Source organism: Cryobacterium sp. TmT2-59 (genome assembly GCF_004403545.1).
Taxonomy (GTDB): Bacteria; Actinomycetota; Actinomycetes; order Actinomycetales; family Microbacteriaceae; genus Cryobacterium; species Cryobacterium shii.
On record NZ_SOGM01000044.1, the window covers coordinates 28,573 to 45,598 of the forward strand.

Consider the following 17,026-nt stretch of genomic DNA (forward strand, 5'->3'; position numbering starts at 1 on the left):
CGGCGGCGAGGCGGCGATCGGCCGCTCACGCCGCCGGTCGCCCGGCGATCATTCGATGCAGTTACTGCTTCTCGTCCGGGGACGACGTGACGATCGGCTGAAGGCCGGCGGTGGACCCGCCGGCCGTCGTGACCCGGCGGCTGCGCCCGCGCCCCTGGCCGGGCTGCTTGGGCTCGGGCAGTGAGTCGAGCACCGAGTCCAGCAGCTGCTCGGTGACCTGCTTGCTCACCGTGCGACGGCTGCGCGAGGACTTCTTGATCGGGATGTCGAGAATCGCGACCGACTCGGATGAATCCTCCGAGGCCGACGCCGACGCCGACGACTCGGTGGCCGCATCCGGTGCCACCGGGGCGGACTCGGCCGCCTGGACGGGCTCGGTCTGCGCGGGCTGAACGTGCTGCCTGGCCTGAGTCGACTGGCCCGACCCGGAGGATGCCCGCCGGCTGCGGCGTGCCGGCGCAGCGGTCGCTTCCGGGGCGGCCACCTCGTTGACGGCCGCCTCGATCGGGTTGACATCGCGGGGAGCCTGCTCGACCTCCTGCGCGGGTACGGCAGTCTCCTGCGCGGTTGCAGGCTTGGTTTCCGGCGTGGCTTCAACGGACGGCATGATCGGGATGGATCCGGTCAGCGAACGGGTGATCGTGCGTGCGGCAATCAGCGCGAGGGCGTGCTTGGCGTCCTCGGTAATCCCGTGGGTGCCGTGACCGGCCCTGGCGTCGGCCTGGGTGGCCGCGGCCGCACTGCCGGAGTTGTTGCTGCCGTCACCGGAGTTGCCGCCATTGTTGCCGCCGTTGCGGTGTCCGTTGCCGGTGTTTCCGTTGTCGCCGCCGGAGTTGCCGCCCGACTTGCTGCGCGGGCGACGCTCCATCGCCGGCTGAGCGGTCTGGCGGTGTTTGAGCACGGGGTCGTGGTGGATGACGATTCCACGGCCGGCGCAGGCCTCACAGTTCTCACTGAAGGACTCGAGGAGTCCGAGGCCCAGCTTCTTGCGGGTCATCTGCACGAGTCCGAGCGACGTGACCTCGGCCACCTGGTGCTTGGTGCGGTCGCGGCTCAGGCATTCGAGCATGCGGCGCAGCACCAGGTCGCGGTTGGTTTCGAGCACCATGTCGATGAAGTCGACGACGATGATGCCGCCGATGTCCCGCAGACGCAGCTGGCGCACGATTTCCTCGGCGGCCTCGAGGTTGTTCTTGGTGACGGTCTCTTCGAGGTTTCCGCCCGAGCCGACGAACTTGCCGGTGTTCACGTCGACGACCGTCATGGCCTCGGTGCGGTCGATCACCAGGGATCCGCCGGAGGGCAGCCAGACCTTGCGGTCGAGCGCCTTCTCGATCTGCTCGGAGATGCGGTACTCGTCGAAGGCGTCCATCTCGCCCTCGAAACGTTCGACCCGCTCGACCAGGTCAGGGGCCACCTGGCCCAGGTAGGTCTCGATGGTGGCGCGTGCCTCGTCGCCGGAGATGACCATCTTCTGGAAGTCTTCGTTGAAGACATCCCGCACGATCTTGATCAGCAGGTCAGGCTCGCCGTGCAGCAGGGCCGGTGCCGAGGCGGATTCGACCAGCCTGGCGATGGACGCCCACTGGTCGGTGAGGCGGTTGACGTCCAGCGTGAGCTGCTCGTCGGTGGCCCCCTCGGCCGCGGTGCGCACGATGACGCCCACGTTCTCGGGCAGGACCTCCTTGAGGATCTTCTTCAGGCGGGCACGCTCGGTGTCGGGTAGCTTGCGGCTGATCCCGTTCATGGAGCCGTTGGGCACGTAGACGAGGTAGCGGCCCGGCAGGGAGACCTGGCTGGTGAGCCGAGCGCCCTTGTGGCCGATCGGGTCCTTGGTGACCTGCACCAGCACCTTGTCGCCGGGCTTCAGTGCGAGTTCGATCCGTCGGGCCTGGCTGCTGTTGCCGGAGGTCTCGGCGGCGGCCTCCCAATCGACCTCTCCGGCGTAGAGCACGGCGTTGCGGCCGCGTCCGATGTCGACGAAGGCGGCCTCCATGCTCGGGAGCACGTTCTGCACCCGGCCGAGGTACACGTTGCCGATCAGGGACGCATCCTGGTTCTTGGCCACGTAGTGCTCGACGAGGACGCTGTCCTCGAGCACGCCGATCTGGATCTTGTTGTGCTTGGCGCGCACGACCATGACGCGGTCGACGGACTCGCGGCGGGCGAGGAACTCGGCCTCCGTGATCACCGGGCGACGGCGACCGGCATCCCGCCCGTCACGCCGGCGCTGCTTCTTGGCCTCGAGCCTGGTGGAGCCCTTGATGCGCTGCGGTTCGGTGATCAGCTCGGGCTCGCGGGGGGCGCGCACCCGCACGACGGTGTTCGCGGGGTCGTCGGAGCCCGAACGGCTCTCGTCGCCGGTGCGGCGGCGGGCCCGACGGCGAACGGTCGACGACTCGTCGCCCTCGTCGTCGTGGGTCTGCCGGGTGTCCGAGCGGTCCGGCCGGGCGTCCTGCTGGTAGCTGTCACGGCTGTCGCGGCGAACGCCGGTGCGGGCCGGGAGCGGCACGATGACCGGAGCCTGGAAGACCAGGGAGGTCGAGGGCCGGCGGACCACGTCGGTTGTGGGGGTGGGCGGCAGCGTCAGATCCACGTCAGCGTCCTGTTCTGTGTCGGGGGTTCCGCCGAACGGTGCGGCGGATGCCGGCTCGGTCGCGGAATCATCGGGGAGGACCGGAGCCGGTGGCTCGGTCGGGGCGGGCTCGCGTGTCGCCGCGGCGACGACCGGAACCTCGTCCTGTGGGGTGTTGCTCGGGTCATCCGTCACGACCGGGGACACCGGTGTGGCAGCACGGCGCGCTGTGCGGCGACTGCCGAACAAACCCTTGCGTTTTTTGATGTTTTCGTTGTCTTCCACCATCACTGGTGCGCTCCTTGACCGGTGTGGGCGACCGCGCCACCCATCCGGCTACTCTCTCGTGGGAGGATTTTGCTTACGCGAAACCCTCGGGAATCCTCTTCGTTCGCAACCGGCTCTTGGCTCTGGCTGCTAATACCTTTGGTCGTGGGACCAATGAATCCGGGCTAGTGCGGCCCATTTATAAAAATGTGTGATTAAGCCTTCTCTGGCATCAACTTGAGCGCGGCTCAAGCGACATCTTCGATTATCGCATGCATTCTCAGGATCACGTGCGAGGCACATGACATAATCCGAAGGTGCCAGCAGCCGACCAGTCCAAGCGCCCCGTCGGGCTCGCAATCTTCCTCATCGTCGGTGGACTGATCGCCCTCACCGCGGCATTCCTGCTGACCATCGACAAATTCCGCATTCTCGAGGACCCGCAGGCGCAGCTGTCCTGCAACTTCAGCGTCCTGGTCGGCTGCAGCACGAATCTGGGGTCCTGGCAGGGTGCCATCTTCGGCTTTCCCAACCCGCTGATCGGGCTGATCGCCTGGACGGTCGTGATCACGATCGGCGTCGCGATCTTGGCCGGCGCCCGCTTCAAGCGCTGGTTCTGGATCGGTCTGAACATCGGTGTCACGGGCGCCCTCGCCCTGGTGCTCTGGCTGATGGGCCAGAGCTTCTTCGTGCTCGACGTGCTCTGCCCCTGGTGCATGGTCACCTGGGTGGTCACGATCCCCACGTTCCTGGCCGTCACCCTGCACAATCTCACCGTCGGCAACCTGCCCGCGTCGCCGGGCGTTCGGCGTTTCGCGGCGGGCGCGTACTCGTGGATCGTGGTGATCACGATCGGCTGCTACCTCGTGGCGGCCGTCATCGCCCAACTGCAGATGGACTTCCTGCACCGCCTCTAAGCCCCGGCTACCCTCGCCGCCCGCGCCGCCGAAAGCTCGCCGAGCCGTGAGTTTCATCGCGCCGAGCCGTGAGTTGCGACCCTCCGCAGACGCGAAACAGGGGCCAAACTCACGGCTCGGCGAACGTGGCGCTGCGACGACGGTGACGCGGCGGCGAAGGCGGGACGCAGGTCCGCACGGCCGAAAAACGTCGCCGAGCCGTGAGTTGCGACCCTCCGCAGACGAAAAAGAGGGGCCAAACTCACGGCTCGGCGGATGGGGTGGGGGTGGGGTCCTGGATGGGGACCGGGTGGGGGTCTCGCTAGTCGAACCAGAGGGCGAGCTCGCGGGCGGCGGACTCGGGCGAGTCGGAGCCGTGCACGAGGTTCTGCTGCACGCGGGTGCCCCAGTCACGGCCGAAGTCGCCGCGGATGGTGCCGGGGGCCGCCGTCGTGGGGTCGGTCGTGCCGGCCAGGGACCGGAAGCCCTCGATCACGCGTTCGCCGGCGATCCGCAGCACGAGGATGGGCCCGCTCTCCATGAATTCGACCAGGGAGTCGAAGAACGGCTTGCCCTGGTGCTCGGCGTAGTGCTCGGCCAGCAGGGACCGGTCCGCCTGCACCAGCTTCGCGTCGACGAGGGAATAGCCCTTCTGCTCGATCCGGCGCAGGATCTCGCCGGAGAGATTGCGGGCCACGCCGTCGGGCTTGACCAATACGAGGGTTTCTTGGACCTGGGTGCTCATGAGTTCTCTTTCTGGTTGTCTATTCTCGAACCGGCGATCATGCAGTACGCCCACATGGCGGTGAACATGGCGCCGACAAAAAACATGGCGAGGTTGAGGAAGCCACAGAGCAGCACGATGGCCTGGAGGATCCAGCCGATCACGTACGACCACGGGTAGCGCAGCAGAGCGATCACGGCGACCATGGCCAGCGACAAAAGCGCTCCGCCGCCGAGGGCGAGCAGCGGCGGCAGCGCGCCGAGCCCGAAGATCACGAGCGCGCCGAGCATCACCACGATCGTCTCGAAGCCGAGCACGATCGAGGCCAGGGAGCGCTTGATCGACCGCGGGACGGCGGGGCGAACGGATGCGCCGGGATCCGGCGTCTCGTCGGGTTCGGGCGCGAGGGTCACTTGGTCATCCATTCGCGGGAATCGGCCAGGGTGATGGCCTCGCCGACGAGCGTGATCGAACCGGTCACGATCACGGCCCGTTTGGGCGATTCCAGGGCCCAGTCGCGGGCGGAGTCGAGCGCGGCGGCCAGGTCGTCGAAGCGGATGGTGCTCACCTCGCCGGCGGTCTCGGCCACCAGGTCGGCGAGGTCGTCGACGCCGATCGCCCGTTCGGAGTGCGACTGGGTCACGTGGAACCGGCTCACCGACGGCAGCAGCGCGGTGACGATGCCGTCGGCGTCCTTGTCGGCGAGGATGCCCACCACCGCCACGATCTCGTCGAAGTCGAAGTAGTCGCCCAGGGCCGCGCTGAGGGCGGTGGCGCCGTGGGGGTTGTGCGCGGCATCCACCAGCACGGTCGGTTCGACGCCCACCAGCTGGAGGCGTCCGGGCGAGGTGGCCGAGGCCAGCCCTTCCTCGACCAGGTCGTACGAGAGCGCCGTGGCGCCGGCGCCGAGGAAGGATTCGACCGCGGCGATCGCGACGGCCGCGTTCTGGGCCTGGTGGGTGCCGTACATCGGCAGAAAGAGGTCGGAGTAGGTGCCGGCCAGGCCGCGCACGGAGATGAGCTGCCCGCCCACGGCGACCTGGCTGCTCAGCAGCGCGAAGTCCTCGCCCTCGCTGGCCAGGGTGGACTCGGTCAGTTCGGCGGCGCGCTCGAGTTCGGCCTGGGCCTCCTCGACCTGCCGGGCCGAGACCACGGAGGCGGAGGGCTTGATGATGCCCGCCTTGGTGCGCGCGATCTCGGCGATGGTGGCGCCGAGCCGCAGGGTGTGGTCGAGGGCGATCGGCGTGAAGACGGCGACCTGGCCGTCGGCCACGTTCGTGGAGTCCCACTCGCCGCCCATGCCGACCTCGATCACCGCGACGTCGACGGGAGCGTCGGCGAAGCAGGCGAAGGCGAGCACGGTGAGCGCCTCAAAGAAGGTGAGCGCACCCTCCCCGGCGGCGACGAGCTCGGCGTCCACCATCTGCAGGAACGGCGAGATGTCGGCCCAGTTCGCGGCGAGGGCCTCATCGGTGATCGATTCCCCGTCAATCACGATGCGCTCGTTCAGCCGCACCAGGTGCGGGCTGATCAGCAGACCGGTGCGCAGGCCGTAGGCGCGCACGATGCTCTCCGCGATGCGGCTCGTGCTGGTCTTCCCGTTGGTGCCGGTGACGTGGATGATCGGGTACACGGTCTGCGGGTCCCCCAGCAGCTCCAGCGCCCGCCGGGTCGGCGCCAGGCGGGGCCGGGGCGCGCCCTCGCCGACCCGCTCGAGGAGCGCGGCGAGGACGGCGTCGCCGGCCTCGCGGTCGGGATCTGCCGCGGACGGCCGGGGCTTAGACATGAACGAGTCCGTTCTCTCGTGCGACGGCGACCAGGACGGTGCCGCGGTTGGCGTACTGACCGGCGGTGTAGAGCACGTAGTGCTCGACCGGGAACCCGACCAGGCCCGCCAGCCATTCGGACGGCAGCCCGTTGGCCAGGCTGTCGGCGGGGACCTCGGTCGACACGTGGGTGGCGAACCGGGTGGCCAGGGTCTCCGCGGCGAGGTCCACCCCGGGGGCCAGGGCGAACGTGGCGGCATCCACGTCCGAGTAGAAGACCAGGTCCAGACGGATGCGGTCGCTCACCTCGAAGCCGGCGGACTTGCGGGTGTCCTGCACGGCGCGGATCAGGTCCCGGGCGAAGCCCTCCGCCTCGAGCACGGGCGTGGTCCTGGTCTCGAGCAGCACGAAACCGCCGCCGGCCAGCAGGGCCAGGGCGGGGGCATCCGTTGCGGTCTCGGACGCGTCGGCCTCGGCGCCCGAACCGGTCTGCAGCACGAGTTCGTACTCGCCCTCGGCGAGGGCGATGCCCCCGGCGGTGACGACGCCGTCGGTTTCGCTCCAGTCGCCGGATCGGGCGGCCTTGATCACCTGCTGCACCTGCTTGCCGAGGCGCGGTCCGGCCGCCCGGGCGTTCACGGTGAGTCGGGAGGTGATGCCGTAGGCGCTCGCGCTGTCGCCTTGGAGTTCGACCAGGCGCACGCTCTTCACGTTGAGTTCGTCGCGCAGGATGCCCTCGAAGGGCGCGAGTGCCGCCGTGTTGGAGGTGACCACGGTCAGGGTCGCCAGCGGGAGCCGCACGCGCAGCCCGGCCTGCTTGCGCAGGGAGAGCACGGTGGAGCTGATGGTGCGCACCTGGTCCATCGCGGTGACGAGGTCGGCGTCGGCGGGGAACAGGTCGGCGTCCGGCCAGTCGGTGAGGTGCACGCTGCGGCCGCCGGTGAGGCCCTGCCAGATGCGCTCGGTGACGAGCGGGAGCATCGGGGCGGCGACCCGGGTGACGGTCTCGAGCACGGTGTACAACGTGTCGAACGCCTCGGTGGAGCCGCCGGCCGCGGCGCCGGCCCAGAACCGGTCGCGCGAGCGGCGCACGTACCAGTTGGTGAGCACGTCGGCGAAGTCGCGCAGCCGGGCGGCCGCGAGGCTGCTGTCCAGGTTCTCCAGGTCGTTCGTGACGTCCACGATCAGGTCGCGGGTCTTGGCCAGCAGGTACCGGTCCAGCACGTCGGTGGAGTCGGCGCGCCAGGTGGCGTCGTAGCCGTTCTCACCGGACGCGTTCGCGTAGAGCGAGAAGAAGTACCAGGTGCTCCAGAGCGGGAGCATCACCTGGCGGGCGCCCTCGCGGATGCCCTCCTCGGTGACGATCAGGTTGCCGCCGCGCAGCACGGAGGAGCTCATCAGGAACCAGCGCATGGCATCCGAGCCGTCGCGGTCGAACACCTCGTTCACGTCGGGGTAGTTGCGCAGCGACTTGGACATCTTCTGCCCATCGTTGCCGAGCACGATGCCGTGGCTGACGACGTTCTTGAAGGCCGGCCGGTCGAACAGGGCGGTCGAGAGCGTGTGCAGCATGTAGAACCAGCCGCGGGTCTGCCCGATGTACTCGACGATGAAGTCGGCCGGGTTGTGGCTGTCGAACCAGTCGGCGTTCTCGAACGGGTAGTGCACCTGGGCGAACGGCATCGAGCCGGAGTCGAACCAGACGTCGAGCACATCCGTGATGCGGCGCATGGTGGACTGCCCGGTCGGGTCGTCGGGATTCGGGCGGGTGAGCTCGTCGATGTAGGGCCGGTGCAGGTCGGTGGGGCGCACGCCGAAGTCGGCCTCGAGCTCGTCCAGCGAGCCGTAGACGTCGATGCGCGGGTAGTCGGGGTTGTCGCTCTTCCAGACCGGGATGGGCGAACCCCAGTACCGGTTGCGGCTGATCGACCAGTCGCGGGCGTTGCCGATCCACTTGCCGAACTGGCCGTCCTTGACGTTCTCCGGCACCCAGGTGATGTCCTGGTTGAGGTCGACCATCCGGTCGCGGAAGTCAGTGACGCGCACGAACCAGCTCGACACGGCCCTGTAGATCAGCGGGTTGCGGCAGCGCCAGCAGTGCGGGTACGAGTGCTCGTAGCTGGCCTGACGGAGCAGGCGGCCCTCGGCGCGGATCAGCTGGGTGAGCGGCTTGTTCGCGTCGGACCAGAGCTGGCCGGCCACCTCGGGTACGTCGGCGAGGAACTTGCCGCCCGCGTCGAGGGAGATGATCACCGGGATGCCGGCGGCCTCGCAGAGCTTCTGGTCCTCTTCGCCGTAGGCGGGGGCCTGGTGCACGATCCCGGTGCCGTCCGCGGTGGTGACGTAGTCCCCGACGATGATCGTCCAGGCATTCTGCGTGCCCCAGACCTCGGTGTCCGCGTAGTAGTCGAAGAGGCGGTCGTAGGACACGCCCTCGAGGTCCGCGCCCGGCACCGTGCGGGAGATCGCCGCCAGCGCGTCGACGGCGGAGTCGTAGCCGAGGTCCTTGGCGTAGTTGCCGACGAGGTCGATCGCGAGCAGGTATTCGGCGCCGAGCACCTCGACCCGGGCGGAGGACACCGGGGCGACGGATGCCGCGCCGCCGTCCGGCCCGGCCTCCCGCAGCACGGTCGCGTCGGGGGTGCCGTTCGGCCCGGCGGGGACGACGGCGTACGTGATCTGCGGCCCCACGGCCAGCGCCATGTTCGTGGGCAGGGTCCAGGGTGTCGTGGTCCAGGCCAGGGCGCGCACGGCGGTCAGCCCGAGGGCTTCCGCCTTCGCCCCGACCAGCGGGAACGTCACGGTGACGGTCTGGTCCTGGCGCATCTTGTAGACGTCGTCGTCCATCCGCAGCTCGTGGTTGGAGAGCGGCGTCTGGTCGCGCCAGCAGTACGGCAGCACCCGGTAGCCCTCGTAGGCGAGGCCCTTGTCGTGCAGGCGTTTGAACGCCCAGATCACGGATTCCATGAACGTGATGTCGAGGGTCTTGTAGTCGTTCTCGAAGTCGACCCAGCGGGCCTGGCGGGTGACGTACTCTTCCCAGACCTTGGTGTACTTGAGCACCGAGCTGCGGGCGACCGCGTTGAAGGCGCCGATGCCCATCTTCTCGATCTCGCTCTTGTCGGTGATGCCGAGTTCGCGTTCGGCCTCCAGCTCGGCCGGCAGGCCGTGCGTGTCCCAGCCGAAGCGGCGGTGCACCTGCATGCCGCGCATGGTCTGGAACCGGGGGAACAGGTCCTTGGCGTACCCGGTCAGCAGATGCCCGTAGTGGGGCAGCCCGTTGGCGAAGGGCGGGCCGTCGTAGAAGACCCACTCCGGGGCATCCGCCCGGTTGTCGATCGACGCCTGGAAGGTGCCGTCCTCGGCCCAGAACTTGAGCACGTCGGTCTCGATCTGGGGGAAACTCGGCGACGGCACGATGCCGGAGGGCACGCTGCCCGAGGGAACGGTGCTGCCGGGCTGCTGGTCTGCCGAACCGGGGTGCCGGCCTTTGGGGTACGTCATGCTTCTCCTGGACGAGTCGGGCAGGTTCTGCTTGGTGCAGAGCCGCCCTGTTCCACGAGGACGCCGAACCCGAAAAGGGATCCGCCGCGGTACCACCTCGCTTGCCGCCTGGGCAGGTGGACCCGGGCAACCGCTTGTTCTGAGGCTGTGACGGGCCCGACCCGTTCGGTTCTACCAGGAAGCCGCCCGGAGGCGGTTCCGTTCTTCCGAAGACTCACCGGTGATGGCCGGATCACAGTCATGCAGGAACGATTCTAGCCTGCGGCGTGCACGGCCCGGTAGCCGGAGCAGACCGGCGCGATGGCCGCTTGCAGATATGGGCCCAGCGGCCCGCGGGAGACGCCCGCGCGCGCCCAGACCCCGGCGGCGGCGGCCGCGGCGGCCAACACGGCCATCGCGAAACTCCGACCGACCAGCGCCGCTTCGGCACCGGCGGGCGTGCGCGCCAGGACGAAACGCTCGACCAGCGTCACCAGCGCCATGAACCGGGACAGCGCGGATGCCTCCAGCTCCCCCGTCGTGCCCATCAGCTCGGACTGGGTGAGCGCCCAGGGCACGTGACCGGGCCCGAACCCGGCGGATATCTGCAGCAGGGCCCGCTCGACGGCGGACACCGCCTCGGCCGGTCCGGCGGCGCCGGCGCACTCGGCGAGCGCCGCCGGCAGTCCGGCCAGTCCGGCGTCCACCTCGACCCAGAGCAGGTCGCTCTTCGCGGCGAAGTAGTTGAAGAAGGTGTTGCGGCTCACTCCGGCCCGCCGCGCGATCTGCTCGATCGTGGTGCCCGCGTAGGTCTGCTCGAGGAAGAGTTCCGCCGCGGCCTCCTCGAGCATCATCCGGGACGAGCCGCGCGGGCGCCCGACTCGGCTCGGCGGGTGATTCGTCATGGTGATTCCGTGTTCTACGATGGTGGTCGGTCCGGAACATTCTTGGACCGAGTCCAACAATTGCACACTCGGCCGAGTCGCGCCGCGGAAAGAGACCTGACATGATCGCCTCGGGGCACACCCACCGCGCTTCGCGCACCGTCGCCGGCCTGGTCGCCGCCGGCCTTCTCCTCACCGGCTGCGCCAGCCCTGCGGAGTCTCCCACGATTGAGGGGCCCGTCACCGGCGGCACCCTCACCTACGCCTCCGGCGACGCGGAACCCACCTGCCTGGACCCGCACGTGGGCGGCAACTACCCGCAGGCGCTGGTGAGCACGCAGTACCTCGAGTCCCTGGTCTCCCGGGACGCCGACGGGAAAATCATCCCGTGGCTGGCGGACTCGTGGACCGAGAGCGCCGACGGCCTGGACTGGGAATTCACGCTCGCCGACGGGGTCTCCTTCACGGATGGCACGCCTCTGGACGCGTCCGCCGTGCAGGCCAACATCGCTCACCTCCAGGACCCGAAGACGGGTTCGTCGACTGGTTACCTGGCGCTGCAGAAGGTCACCGGTACCGAGGCGGTCGCCCCGAACGTGGTGCGCCTGACCCTCGGCGAACCGGACAGCGCCCTGCTCGAGTCCCTGAGCCAGCCGTGGCTCGCGATCGAATCAAAGCAGGCGCTAGCCCGCAGCCAGGAGGAGAACTGCGCGGCTCCGGTCGGGACCGGCCCGTTCCAGGTCAAGACCTGGGTCAAGCAGGACTCGATCACCCTCGTGCGGAACGACGGCTACTCCTCTCTGCCCGCGGATGCCGCGCACAGCGGACCGGCGTACCTCGACTCCATCGTCTGGCGCTTCATCCCCGACTCCGCGTCGCGGTACGCCGCCCTGCAGTCCGGTGACGTCGACGTCATCGACAACGCGCAGCCCGACACGATCGTGCAGACCGAGAAGGGCGACTCGATCCGTCACCTCGACGCACCGCGCCCCGGCGCCTCCAACCGGATCGAACTGAACTCCGGACGCGCCCCGTTCAACGACCCGCTCGTGCGCGAGGCGTTCATCCGCTCGGCCAATGTCGACGACGCGGTCGCGAGCCTGTTCCAGGGCACAGCCACCCGCTCCTACGCGGCCCTCTCCAGTGCGGAGTCCCTCGCGGTACCGCGCCCCGAACTGTTCGGATACGAGCCGAAGGACGCCGGCACCCTCCTCGATTCCGCGGGCTGGACGAAGCGCGACGCGGGCGGCTACCGGGTCAAGGACGGCGTGCGGCTCACGGTCACCTTCCCGGTGAGCACCAACCAGTCCATCCCCGCGGAGCAGTCCCTGTTCGAACAGATCCAGGCCACCGCGAAGAAGACCGGCTTCGAGGTGCGCCTGGTCCCGATGGACCTCTCCAGCTGGTACACGGCCCTCGGCGAGAACAACTACGACGCCGTCAGCGCGCCGTACACCAAGGTCGGACCCGACGTGCTGCGGATCCTGTTCCACTCCGCCGGCATCGTTCCCGCGCCCAGCGGCTACTTCGCCAACCACGCGCAGGTGAACGACCCGGCCATCGACGCGCTGCTGACCGAGGCCGGCCAGGTCACGGATGCCTCCAAGCGCAAGGCCCTCTACACGGACGCGCAGAACCAGGTGCTCGAGGGCTACTACATCCTGCCCCTCTACGACCAGCAGAACCACTTCCTGCTCGGGGCGAAGGTCACCGGCGCCCGCGCCCTGCCGACCGTGTCGACGCCCACGTTCTACGATGCGTGGCTGAAGTAGCGGATGCCGGGAACAGCCCATGCCTGACGCGGCGGCGCAGGCTCGGTCCACCCTCCGCGCCCTGCGCCGGAGCGTGCCGGGCCTGATCCTGGTGCGTCTGGTCGGGGCCGGCTTCGTGCTGTGGATGGTGGCCACGCTCACCTTCTTCGCCGTGCGGCTGATCCCCGGCGACCCGGCCGAGGCCATCCTCGGCGGTCCGGGTTCGCAGACCTCGCCGGCGGCGCTCGCCGCGGTGCGCGCCGAGTACGGCCTCGACCTGCCCGTGTTCACGCAGTACCTGGCGCAGCTCGGCCGGCTCGTCACCGGCGACCTGGGCCGCTCGTACGCGTTGAACCAGGATGTCGCCCCGCTTCTGGCCGGGCAGCTCGGCGGCACCCTGCTGCTGGCGGTGCTCGCCCTGGCCGTGGCCTGGCTCCTCGCCCTCGTGCTGGCGACCTGGTCGACCCGCGGCGGCCGGTTCGCCTGGTTCCTCGGGTCGGGGCTGGAGATCGTGTCCGCCGCGCTCCCCCATTTCTGGCTGGCGACCGCGCTGATCGTGTTGTTCAGTGTCTGGCTGGGCTGGCTGCCGCCGGTGAGCACGGCCGGGCCCGCCGGGCTGGTGCTGCCGGTGCTGACCCTCGCGGTCCCGCTGGCCGGGTTCCTCGGCCAGATCATGCGGGAGTCCCTGCTCGCCGCACTGGAGTCGCCCTTCGTGCTGTCGGCGCGGGCGCGGGGTGAGGGCGAGCGCGGCATCCGTTGGGTGCACGCGTTGCGCCACGCCGCCCTGCCGGCGATCAGCCTGTCCGGTTGGGCGTTCGGGTCCCTGATCAGCGGCGCGGTGGTGGTCGAGACGATCTTCGCCCGGCCCGGACTCGGACGCACCCTGCTGAACGCCGTGACGGTGCGTGATGTGCCGGTCGTGGTCGGCACCGTGCTGGTCGTGGCGCTCGGCTACATCCTGATGACCCTGCTCACCGACCTGGCCCAGCGCCTGGCCGATCCCCGGCTGCGCACCCGATGAGCGACCTGGAGATCCAGGCCGGCCTCGGCCGGTCCGCCCGCGCGCCCCGCCCGGCCCACCCGCCCCGGCGCGGCCGGCGACCCCGGATCGGGGTCGCCGAGACGCTGAGCGGGCTGTTCGCGCTGTTCCTGGTGGCGGCTGCGCTCGCGCCGGCCCTGGTGGCGCCCGGGGACCCGCTCGGGATCGATCCCCTGTCCGCGTTCCAGGCTCCGTCGCTCGTGCACGGGTTCGGCACCGACGAGTCCGGCCGGGACATCTTCACCCGGGTCGTACACGGCACCGGCAGTTCCCTGCTGATCGGCACCCTCGCGACCCTGATCGGGCTGGGCCTCGGACTCGTGCTCGGAACCCTGGCCGGGATGCTCGGCCCGGTCGTCGACTTCACCGTGAACCGGCTGCTCGAGGTGCTGTTCGCCTTTCCGGGGCTGCTGCTGGCGCTGCTGTTCATCCTGGTCTTCGGCCCCGGAGTGGCGAGCGCGACCGTGGCGGTCGGGCTGGCGACGGCGCCCGGGTACGCCCGCATCATCCGGGCCCAGCTCGTCTCGGTGCGCTCGTCCGCGTTCGTCGAGGCGGCCACCGTGCTCGGCCTGGGTCGCGGCCGGATCCTGGCGCGCCACATCCTGCCGAACACCCTCGCTCCCCTGTTCGTGCTCGGCACCCTCGGGATCGGCCAGGCGATCGTCTGGGCCTCCGCCCTCAGTTATCTCGGGCTGGGCGCCACGCCGCCGGCCGCCGAATGGGGCGCCATGCTCTCCGCCGGGCGCACGTACATCGGCTCGGCCTGGTGGATGAGCTTCTTCCCCGGCCTGTTCATCGTGCTCGCCGCGGTGTCGGCCACGGCCCTGGGCCGCGGCATCGACCGCAGGCTGAGGCACGCATGAGCGCGGAGAGCGCGGAGAGCCTGGCACCCGGGCCGGCAGCCGCCCTGCCCGCGACCGCGCCGATCGTGCCGGTCGTGCGCGTGCGCAACCTGAGCGTGGGGTTCGGCCCGGAACCGGGCGCATCGCCGGTGGTGGAGGGCATCTCGTTCGACGTCGCGCCGGGCGAGTGCCTGGCCCTGGTGGGCGAGTCCGGTTCCGGCAAGTCCGTCACCGCGCGCAGCCTGCTCGGCCTCGCCGGGGACACCGCCTGGCTGCGCGCCGACGAGCTGACTCTCGGCGCGTCCGGCGTGCTGGAAATCTCGGAGGCCGCGTGGCGTTGCCGGCGCGGACGCGACGTGGGCCTGGTGTTGCAGGACGCCCTGGTGTCCCTGGACCCGCTGCGCCCGGTGGGCCGGGAGATCGCCGACTCGCTCCGGCTGCACACCCGGCTGGGCGCCGCGGCCCGCCATGCGCGCGTGCTCGAGCTGCTGGCACGCGTGGGGCTGCCCGACGGGGAGAACCAAGCCCGGAAACGCTCAGGGGAGCTGTCGGGAGGCCAGCGCCAGCGCGCCCTGATCGCGGCCGCGATCGCCCTCGACCCGCCGTTCCTGATCGCCGACGAGCCGACGACCGCCCTCGACGTGACCGTGCAGGCCCAGATCCTGGACCTCCTGGCCGACCTGAAACGCCGGGGCACCGGGATCCTCCTGATCAGCCACGACCTCGCCGTGGTGGGCCGCATCGCCGACCGGATCGCGGTCCTCTCCGAGGGACGCACCGTCGAGCAGGGGCCGACCGCCGCGGTTCTGGCCGCGCCGGAGGATCCGGTCACCCGGCGGATGCTGGCGGCCGTCCCCGTGGACAAACCACGCGGCCTGCGCCTGACCGCGCAGCTGACCCCGGCTCTGACCGCGCAGCTGGCCCTGCGCGACGCGGAGCCGGCCCGGGCGGTCGACGCCGAAGCCGGGGCGCACCCGGCCGCTCCCGCCGCGGCCAGAGAGGTCGTGCTCGAGGCCACCGGGCTGGTCAAGCGGTTCACCCGTCCCGACGGCAGCGTTCAGGCCGCCGTCGACGACGTGTCGTTCCGGCTGGAACGGGGAACGACCCTCGGCATCGTCGGTGAGTCCGGTTCGGGCAAGACCACCCTGGCCCGGCTCGTGCTGGCGCTCGCCCGGCCGGACGCGGGCGAGGTGCGAGTGCTCGGCGAGCCGTTCAGCGTCGCCGGCGAGAGAGCCGGCGCCGAGAAGGCGCGGCGGCTGCTGCGCCCCCAGTTGGGCGCGGTCTACCAGGATGCGCTCAGTTCCTTCGACCCCCGGCTCACGGTCGGCGACGTGCTGCGGGACGCAGTAGGCGGCAGGACCGGCGGCAGGACCGGCGGCACGACCGTCGACACGACCGTCGACACGACCGTCGACACGACCGTCGACACGACCGTCGACACGACCGGCGCCGGCCGGTCCCGCGGTCGCGACGGCCTCCGATCCCGCGGCGGATCGGTCGACAGGTCCGATGCCGCCGGCCGGCGCATCCGGGAGCTGTTGGACGCCGTGGGCCTGCCCGCGAGCCTGCTCACCCGGCGGCCGCTGTCCCTCTCCGGCGGGCAGCGCCAGCGGGTGGGCATCGCCCGGGCGCTGGCCTCCGAGCCGCAGATCCTGATCTGCGACGAACCCGTCTCCTCGCTCGACGTCACGGTGCAGGCCCAGGTGCTCGACCTGCTCGACGACCTGCAACGGGACCTCGGCCTCAGCGTGCTGTTCATCTCCCATGACCTCGGGGTGATCCAGCACGTCAGCGACCGGGTGGCCGTGATGCGGGACGGCCGGATCGTCGAATCGGGCGCGGCCGGACAGGTCTTCGGGGCGCCGCAGCATCCGTACACCCGGGCCCTGCTGGGCGCGGTCCCCCGCCTCGGCTAGCCGGACTCCACGACCCCGCGCTCGTGGCGCAGGTTGTGGCCCGCGGCGCAGGTTCGAGCCTGCGCCCGCGGGAATAACCTGCGCCGCGAGCGGCCGGGGGGACGGGCGAGCGGCCGGGGGGACGGACGGACGGGCGGCGACCGTGTCTACGACAGGAGCGCGACCGGGGATTCCGCCTCGCCGCGCCAGGCTTCGACGCCTTCCCTGATCGCGAAGCCGGCGATCACGAGTGCCGCGAGCGAGTCCGCCCAGGCCCAGCCCAGCAGCGTGTTCAGCACCAGCCCGAGCAGCACCGACCCGGACAGCCACGCGCACAGCAGCAGCTGCCGGGAGTCCGCCAGCACGCTCTTCGAGCCGAGCTCGGTCCCGGCCCGGCGTTCCACGCCCGCCACTCCCGGCATGATCACCAGGCTCAGGCAGGCGATCACGATGCCCACCGGGCTGGGCTCGGCCTCGATCACCCCGATGAGGCCGAGGCCGGCGTTCAGGATGACGTAGCCGGCCAGGGCGAAGAAAGCGACCGCGATGGCGCGGAGGGCAGGTTTCTGCCACCGGTCGGGGTCGCGGCGCGAGAACTGCCAGGCGATGACCGCGGCGGAGAGCACTTCGATCACGGAATCCAGGCCGAATGCGACCAGCGCGGTCGAGGATGCCGCGGCACCGGCCGCGATCGACACGACCGCCTCGAGCACGTTGTAGCCGATCGTGAAGCCGACGATCAGGCGCACCTTGCGGCGCAGCGCCGTGCGGCGGGCATCCGTGAGCGTGCGCGGGCCGGCCAGGGCGTCGCCATCCGGCGTGCCGTCAGGCCTCGTGTCGTCATCATTTGGACCGGTCACGGTACCCCTCTCCGCCTCCAATCCTGCCACTCGCCGACCGACCG

At 70.4% G+C, this 17,026-nt stretch carries 12 protein-coding genes; 5 read left to right on the forward strand and 7 right to left on the reverse strand.

Going from position 1 to position 17,026, the window contains the following annotated elements; translation table 11 throughout:
- Positions 1–61: 61 nt before the first annotated feature.
- The gene (locus tag E3T24_RS07300; protein ID WP_134434476.1) at positions 62–2,863 is read right to left on the reverse strand and encodes an Rne/Rng family ribonuclease; all 2,802 of its coding nucleotides are present in this window, start codon (positions 2,861–2,863) and stop codon (positions 62–64) included.
- Positions 2,864–3,159: 296 nt separating this feature from the next.
- Here E3T24_RS07300 and E3T24_RS07305 point away from each other — a divergent pair, with 296 nt between their 5' ends.
- Complete coding sequence (locus E3T24_RS07305) at positions 3,160–3,759, forward strand: vitamin K epoxide reductase family protein (RefSeq protein WP_134403159.1); 600 nt, start codon at positions 3,160–3,162, stop codon at positions 3,757–3,759.
- Between the two features lie 301 nt (positions 3,760–4,060).
- On the opposite strand, the gene ndk is transcribed toward E3T24_RS07305, so the two are convergent.
- The 5 genes from ndk to E3T24_RS07330 form a co-directional block, all read right to left on the reverse strand.
- Positions 4,061–4,483 (reverse strand): nucleoside-diphosphate kinase, encoded by a 423-nt coding sequence (gene ndk, locus E3T24_RS07310; protein ID WP_134366120.1) that lies wholly within the window; start codon positions 4,481–4,483, stop codon positions 4,061–4,063.
- Positions 4,480–4,875: a DUF4233 domain-containing protein gene (locus E3T24_RS07315; protein WP_241978645.1), complete on the reverse strand. Its 396-nt coding sequence runs from the start codon at positions 4,873–4,875 to the stop codon at positions 4,480–4,482. Before E3T24_RS07315 ends, ndk begins: the two co-directional genes overlap by 4 nt.
- Positions 4,872–6,248: a folylpolyglutamate synthase/dihydrofolate synthase family protein gene (locus E3T24_RS07320; protein WP_134403161.1), complete on the reverse strand. Its 1,377-nt coding sequence runs from the start codon at positions 6,246–6,248 to the stop codon at positions 4,872–4,874. Before E3T24_RS07320 ends, E3T24_RS07315 begins: the two co-directional genes overlap by 4 nt.
- Positions 6,241–9,732 (reverse strand): class I tRNA ligase family protein, encoded by a 3,492-nt coding sequence (locus tag E3T24_RS07325; RefSeq protein ID WP_134410213.1) that lies wholly within the window; start codon positions 9,730–9,732, stop codon positions 6,241–6,243. The genes E3T24_RS07320 and E3T24_RS07325 overlap by 8 nt, the downstream gene beginning before the upstream one ends.
- A 254-nt stretch (positions 9,733–9,986) precedes the next feature.
- Positions 9,987–10,616: a helix-turn-helix domain-containing protein gene (locus tag E3T24_RS07330; protein ID WP_134366116.1), complete on the reverse strand. Its 630-nt coding sequence runs from the start codon at positions 10,614–10,616 to the stop codon at positions 9,987–9,989.
- A gap of 101 nt (positions 10,617–10,717) precedes the next feature.
- Between E3T24_RS07330 and E3T24_RS07335 the strand changes: the two genes are divergently transcribed.
- From E3T24_RS07335 to E3T24_RS07350, 4 genes are read left to right on the forward strand one after another with little or no spacing between them, the layout of a single operon-like run.
- The gene (locus E3T24_RS07335) at positions 10,718–12,367 is read left to right on the forward strand and encodes an ABC transporter substrate-binding protein (protein ID WP_134434477.1); all 1,650 of its coding nucleotides are present in this window, start codon (positions 10,718–10,720) and stop codon (positions 12,365–12,367) included.
- Between the two features lie 19 nt (positions 12,368–12,386).
- Entirely contained in the window at positions 12,387–13,367 is a 981-nt protein-coding gene (locus E3T24_RS07340; protein WP_134366114.1) for an ABC transporter permease, read from the forward strand.
- Positions 13,364–14,248, forward strand: coding sequence for an ABC transporter permease (locus tag E3T24_RS07345; protein WP_134366113.1), 885 nt, complete (start codon positions 13,364–13,366; stop codon positions 14,246–14,248). The genes E3T24_RS07340 and E3T24_RS07345 overlap by 4 nt, the downstream gene beginning before the upstream one ends.
- Positions 14,245–16,143: an ABC transporter ATP-binding protein gene (locus E3T24_RS07350; RefSeq protein ID WP_134434478.1), complete on the forward strand. Its 1,899-nt coding sequence runs from the start codon at positions 14,245–14,247 to the stop codon at positions 16,141–16,143. Before E3T24_RS07345 ends, E3T24_RS07350 begins: the two co-directional genes overlap by 4 nt.
- Before the next feature lie 146 nt (positions 16,144–16,289).
- Here the strand turns inward: E3T24_RS07350 and E3T24_RS07355 are convergent, their stop codons facing one another.
- Positions 16,290–16,982 (reverse strand): cation transporter, encoded by a 693-nt coding sequence (locus E3T24_RS07355; protein ID WP_338145000.1) that lies wholly within the window; start codon positions 16,980–16,982, stop codon positions 16,290–16,292.
- Positions 16,983–17,026 lie beyond the last annotated feature (44 nt).

Coding starts and splice junctions, on each gene's coding strand:
- E3T24_RS07300 (WP_134434476.1), bottom strand. CDS start 2,863: ATGGTGGAAGACAACGAAAACATCAAAAAACGCAAGGGTTTGTTCGGC.
- ndk (WP_134366120.1), bottom strand. CDS start 4,483: ATGAGCACCCAGGTCCAAGAAACCCTCGTATTGGTCAAGCCCGACGGC.
- E3T24_RS07320 (WP_134403161.1), bottom strand. CDS start 6,248: ATGTCTAAGCCCCGGCCGTCCGCGGCAGATCCCGACCGCGAGGCCGGC.
- E3T24_RS07325 (WP_134410213.1), bottom strand. CDS start 9,732: ATGACGTACCCCAAAGGCCGGCACCCCGGTTCGGCAGACCAGCAGCCC.
- E3T24_RS07330 (WP_134366116.1), bottom strand. CDS start 10,616: ATGACGAATCACCCGCCGAGCCGAGTCGGGCGCCCGCGCGGCTCGTCC.
- E3T24_RS07335 (WP_134434477.1), top strand. CDS start 10,718: ATGATCGCCTCGGGGCACACCCACCGCGCTTCGCGCACCGTCGCCGGC.
- E3T24_RS07340 (WP_134366114.1), top strand. CDS start 12,387: ATGCCTGACGCGGCGGCGCAGGCTCGGTCCACCCTCCGCGCCCTGCGC.
- E3T24_RS07345 (WP_134366113.1), top strand. CDS start 13,364: ATGAGCGACCTGGAGATCCAGGCCGGCCTCGGCCGGTCCGCCCGCGCG.
- E3T24_RS07350 (WP_134434478.1), top strand. CDS start 14,245: ATGAGCGCGGAGAGCGCGGAGAGCCTGGCACCCGGGCCGGCAGCCGCC.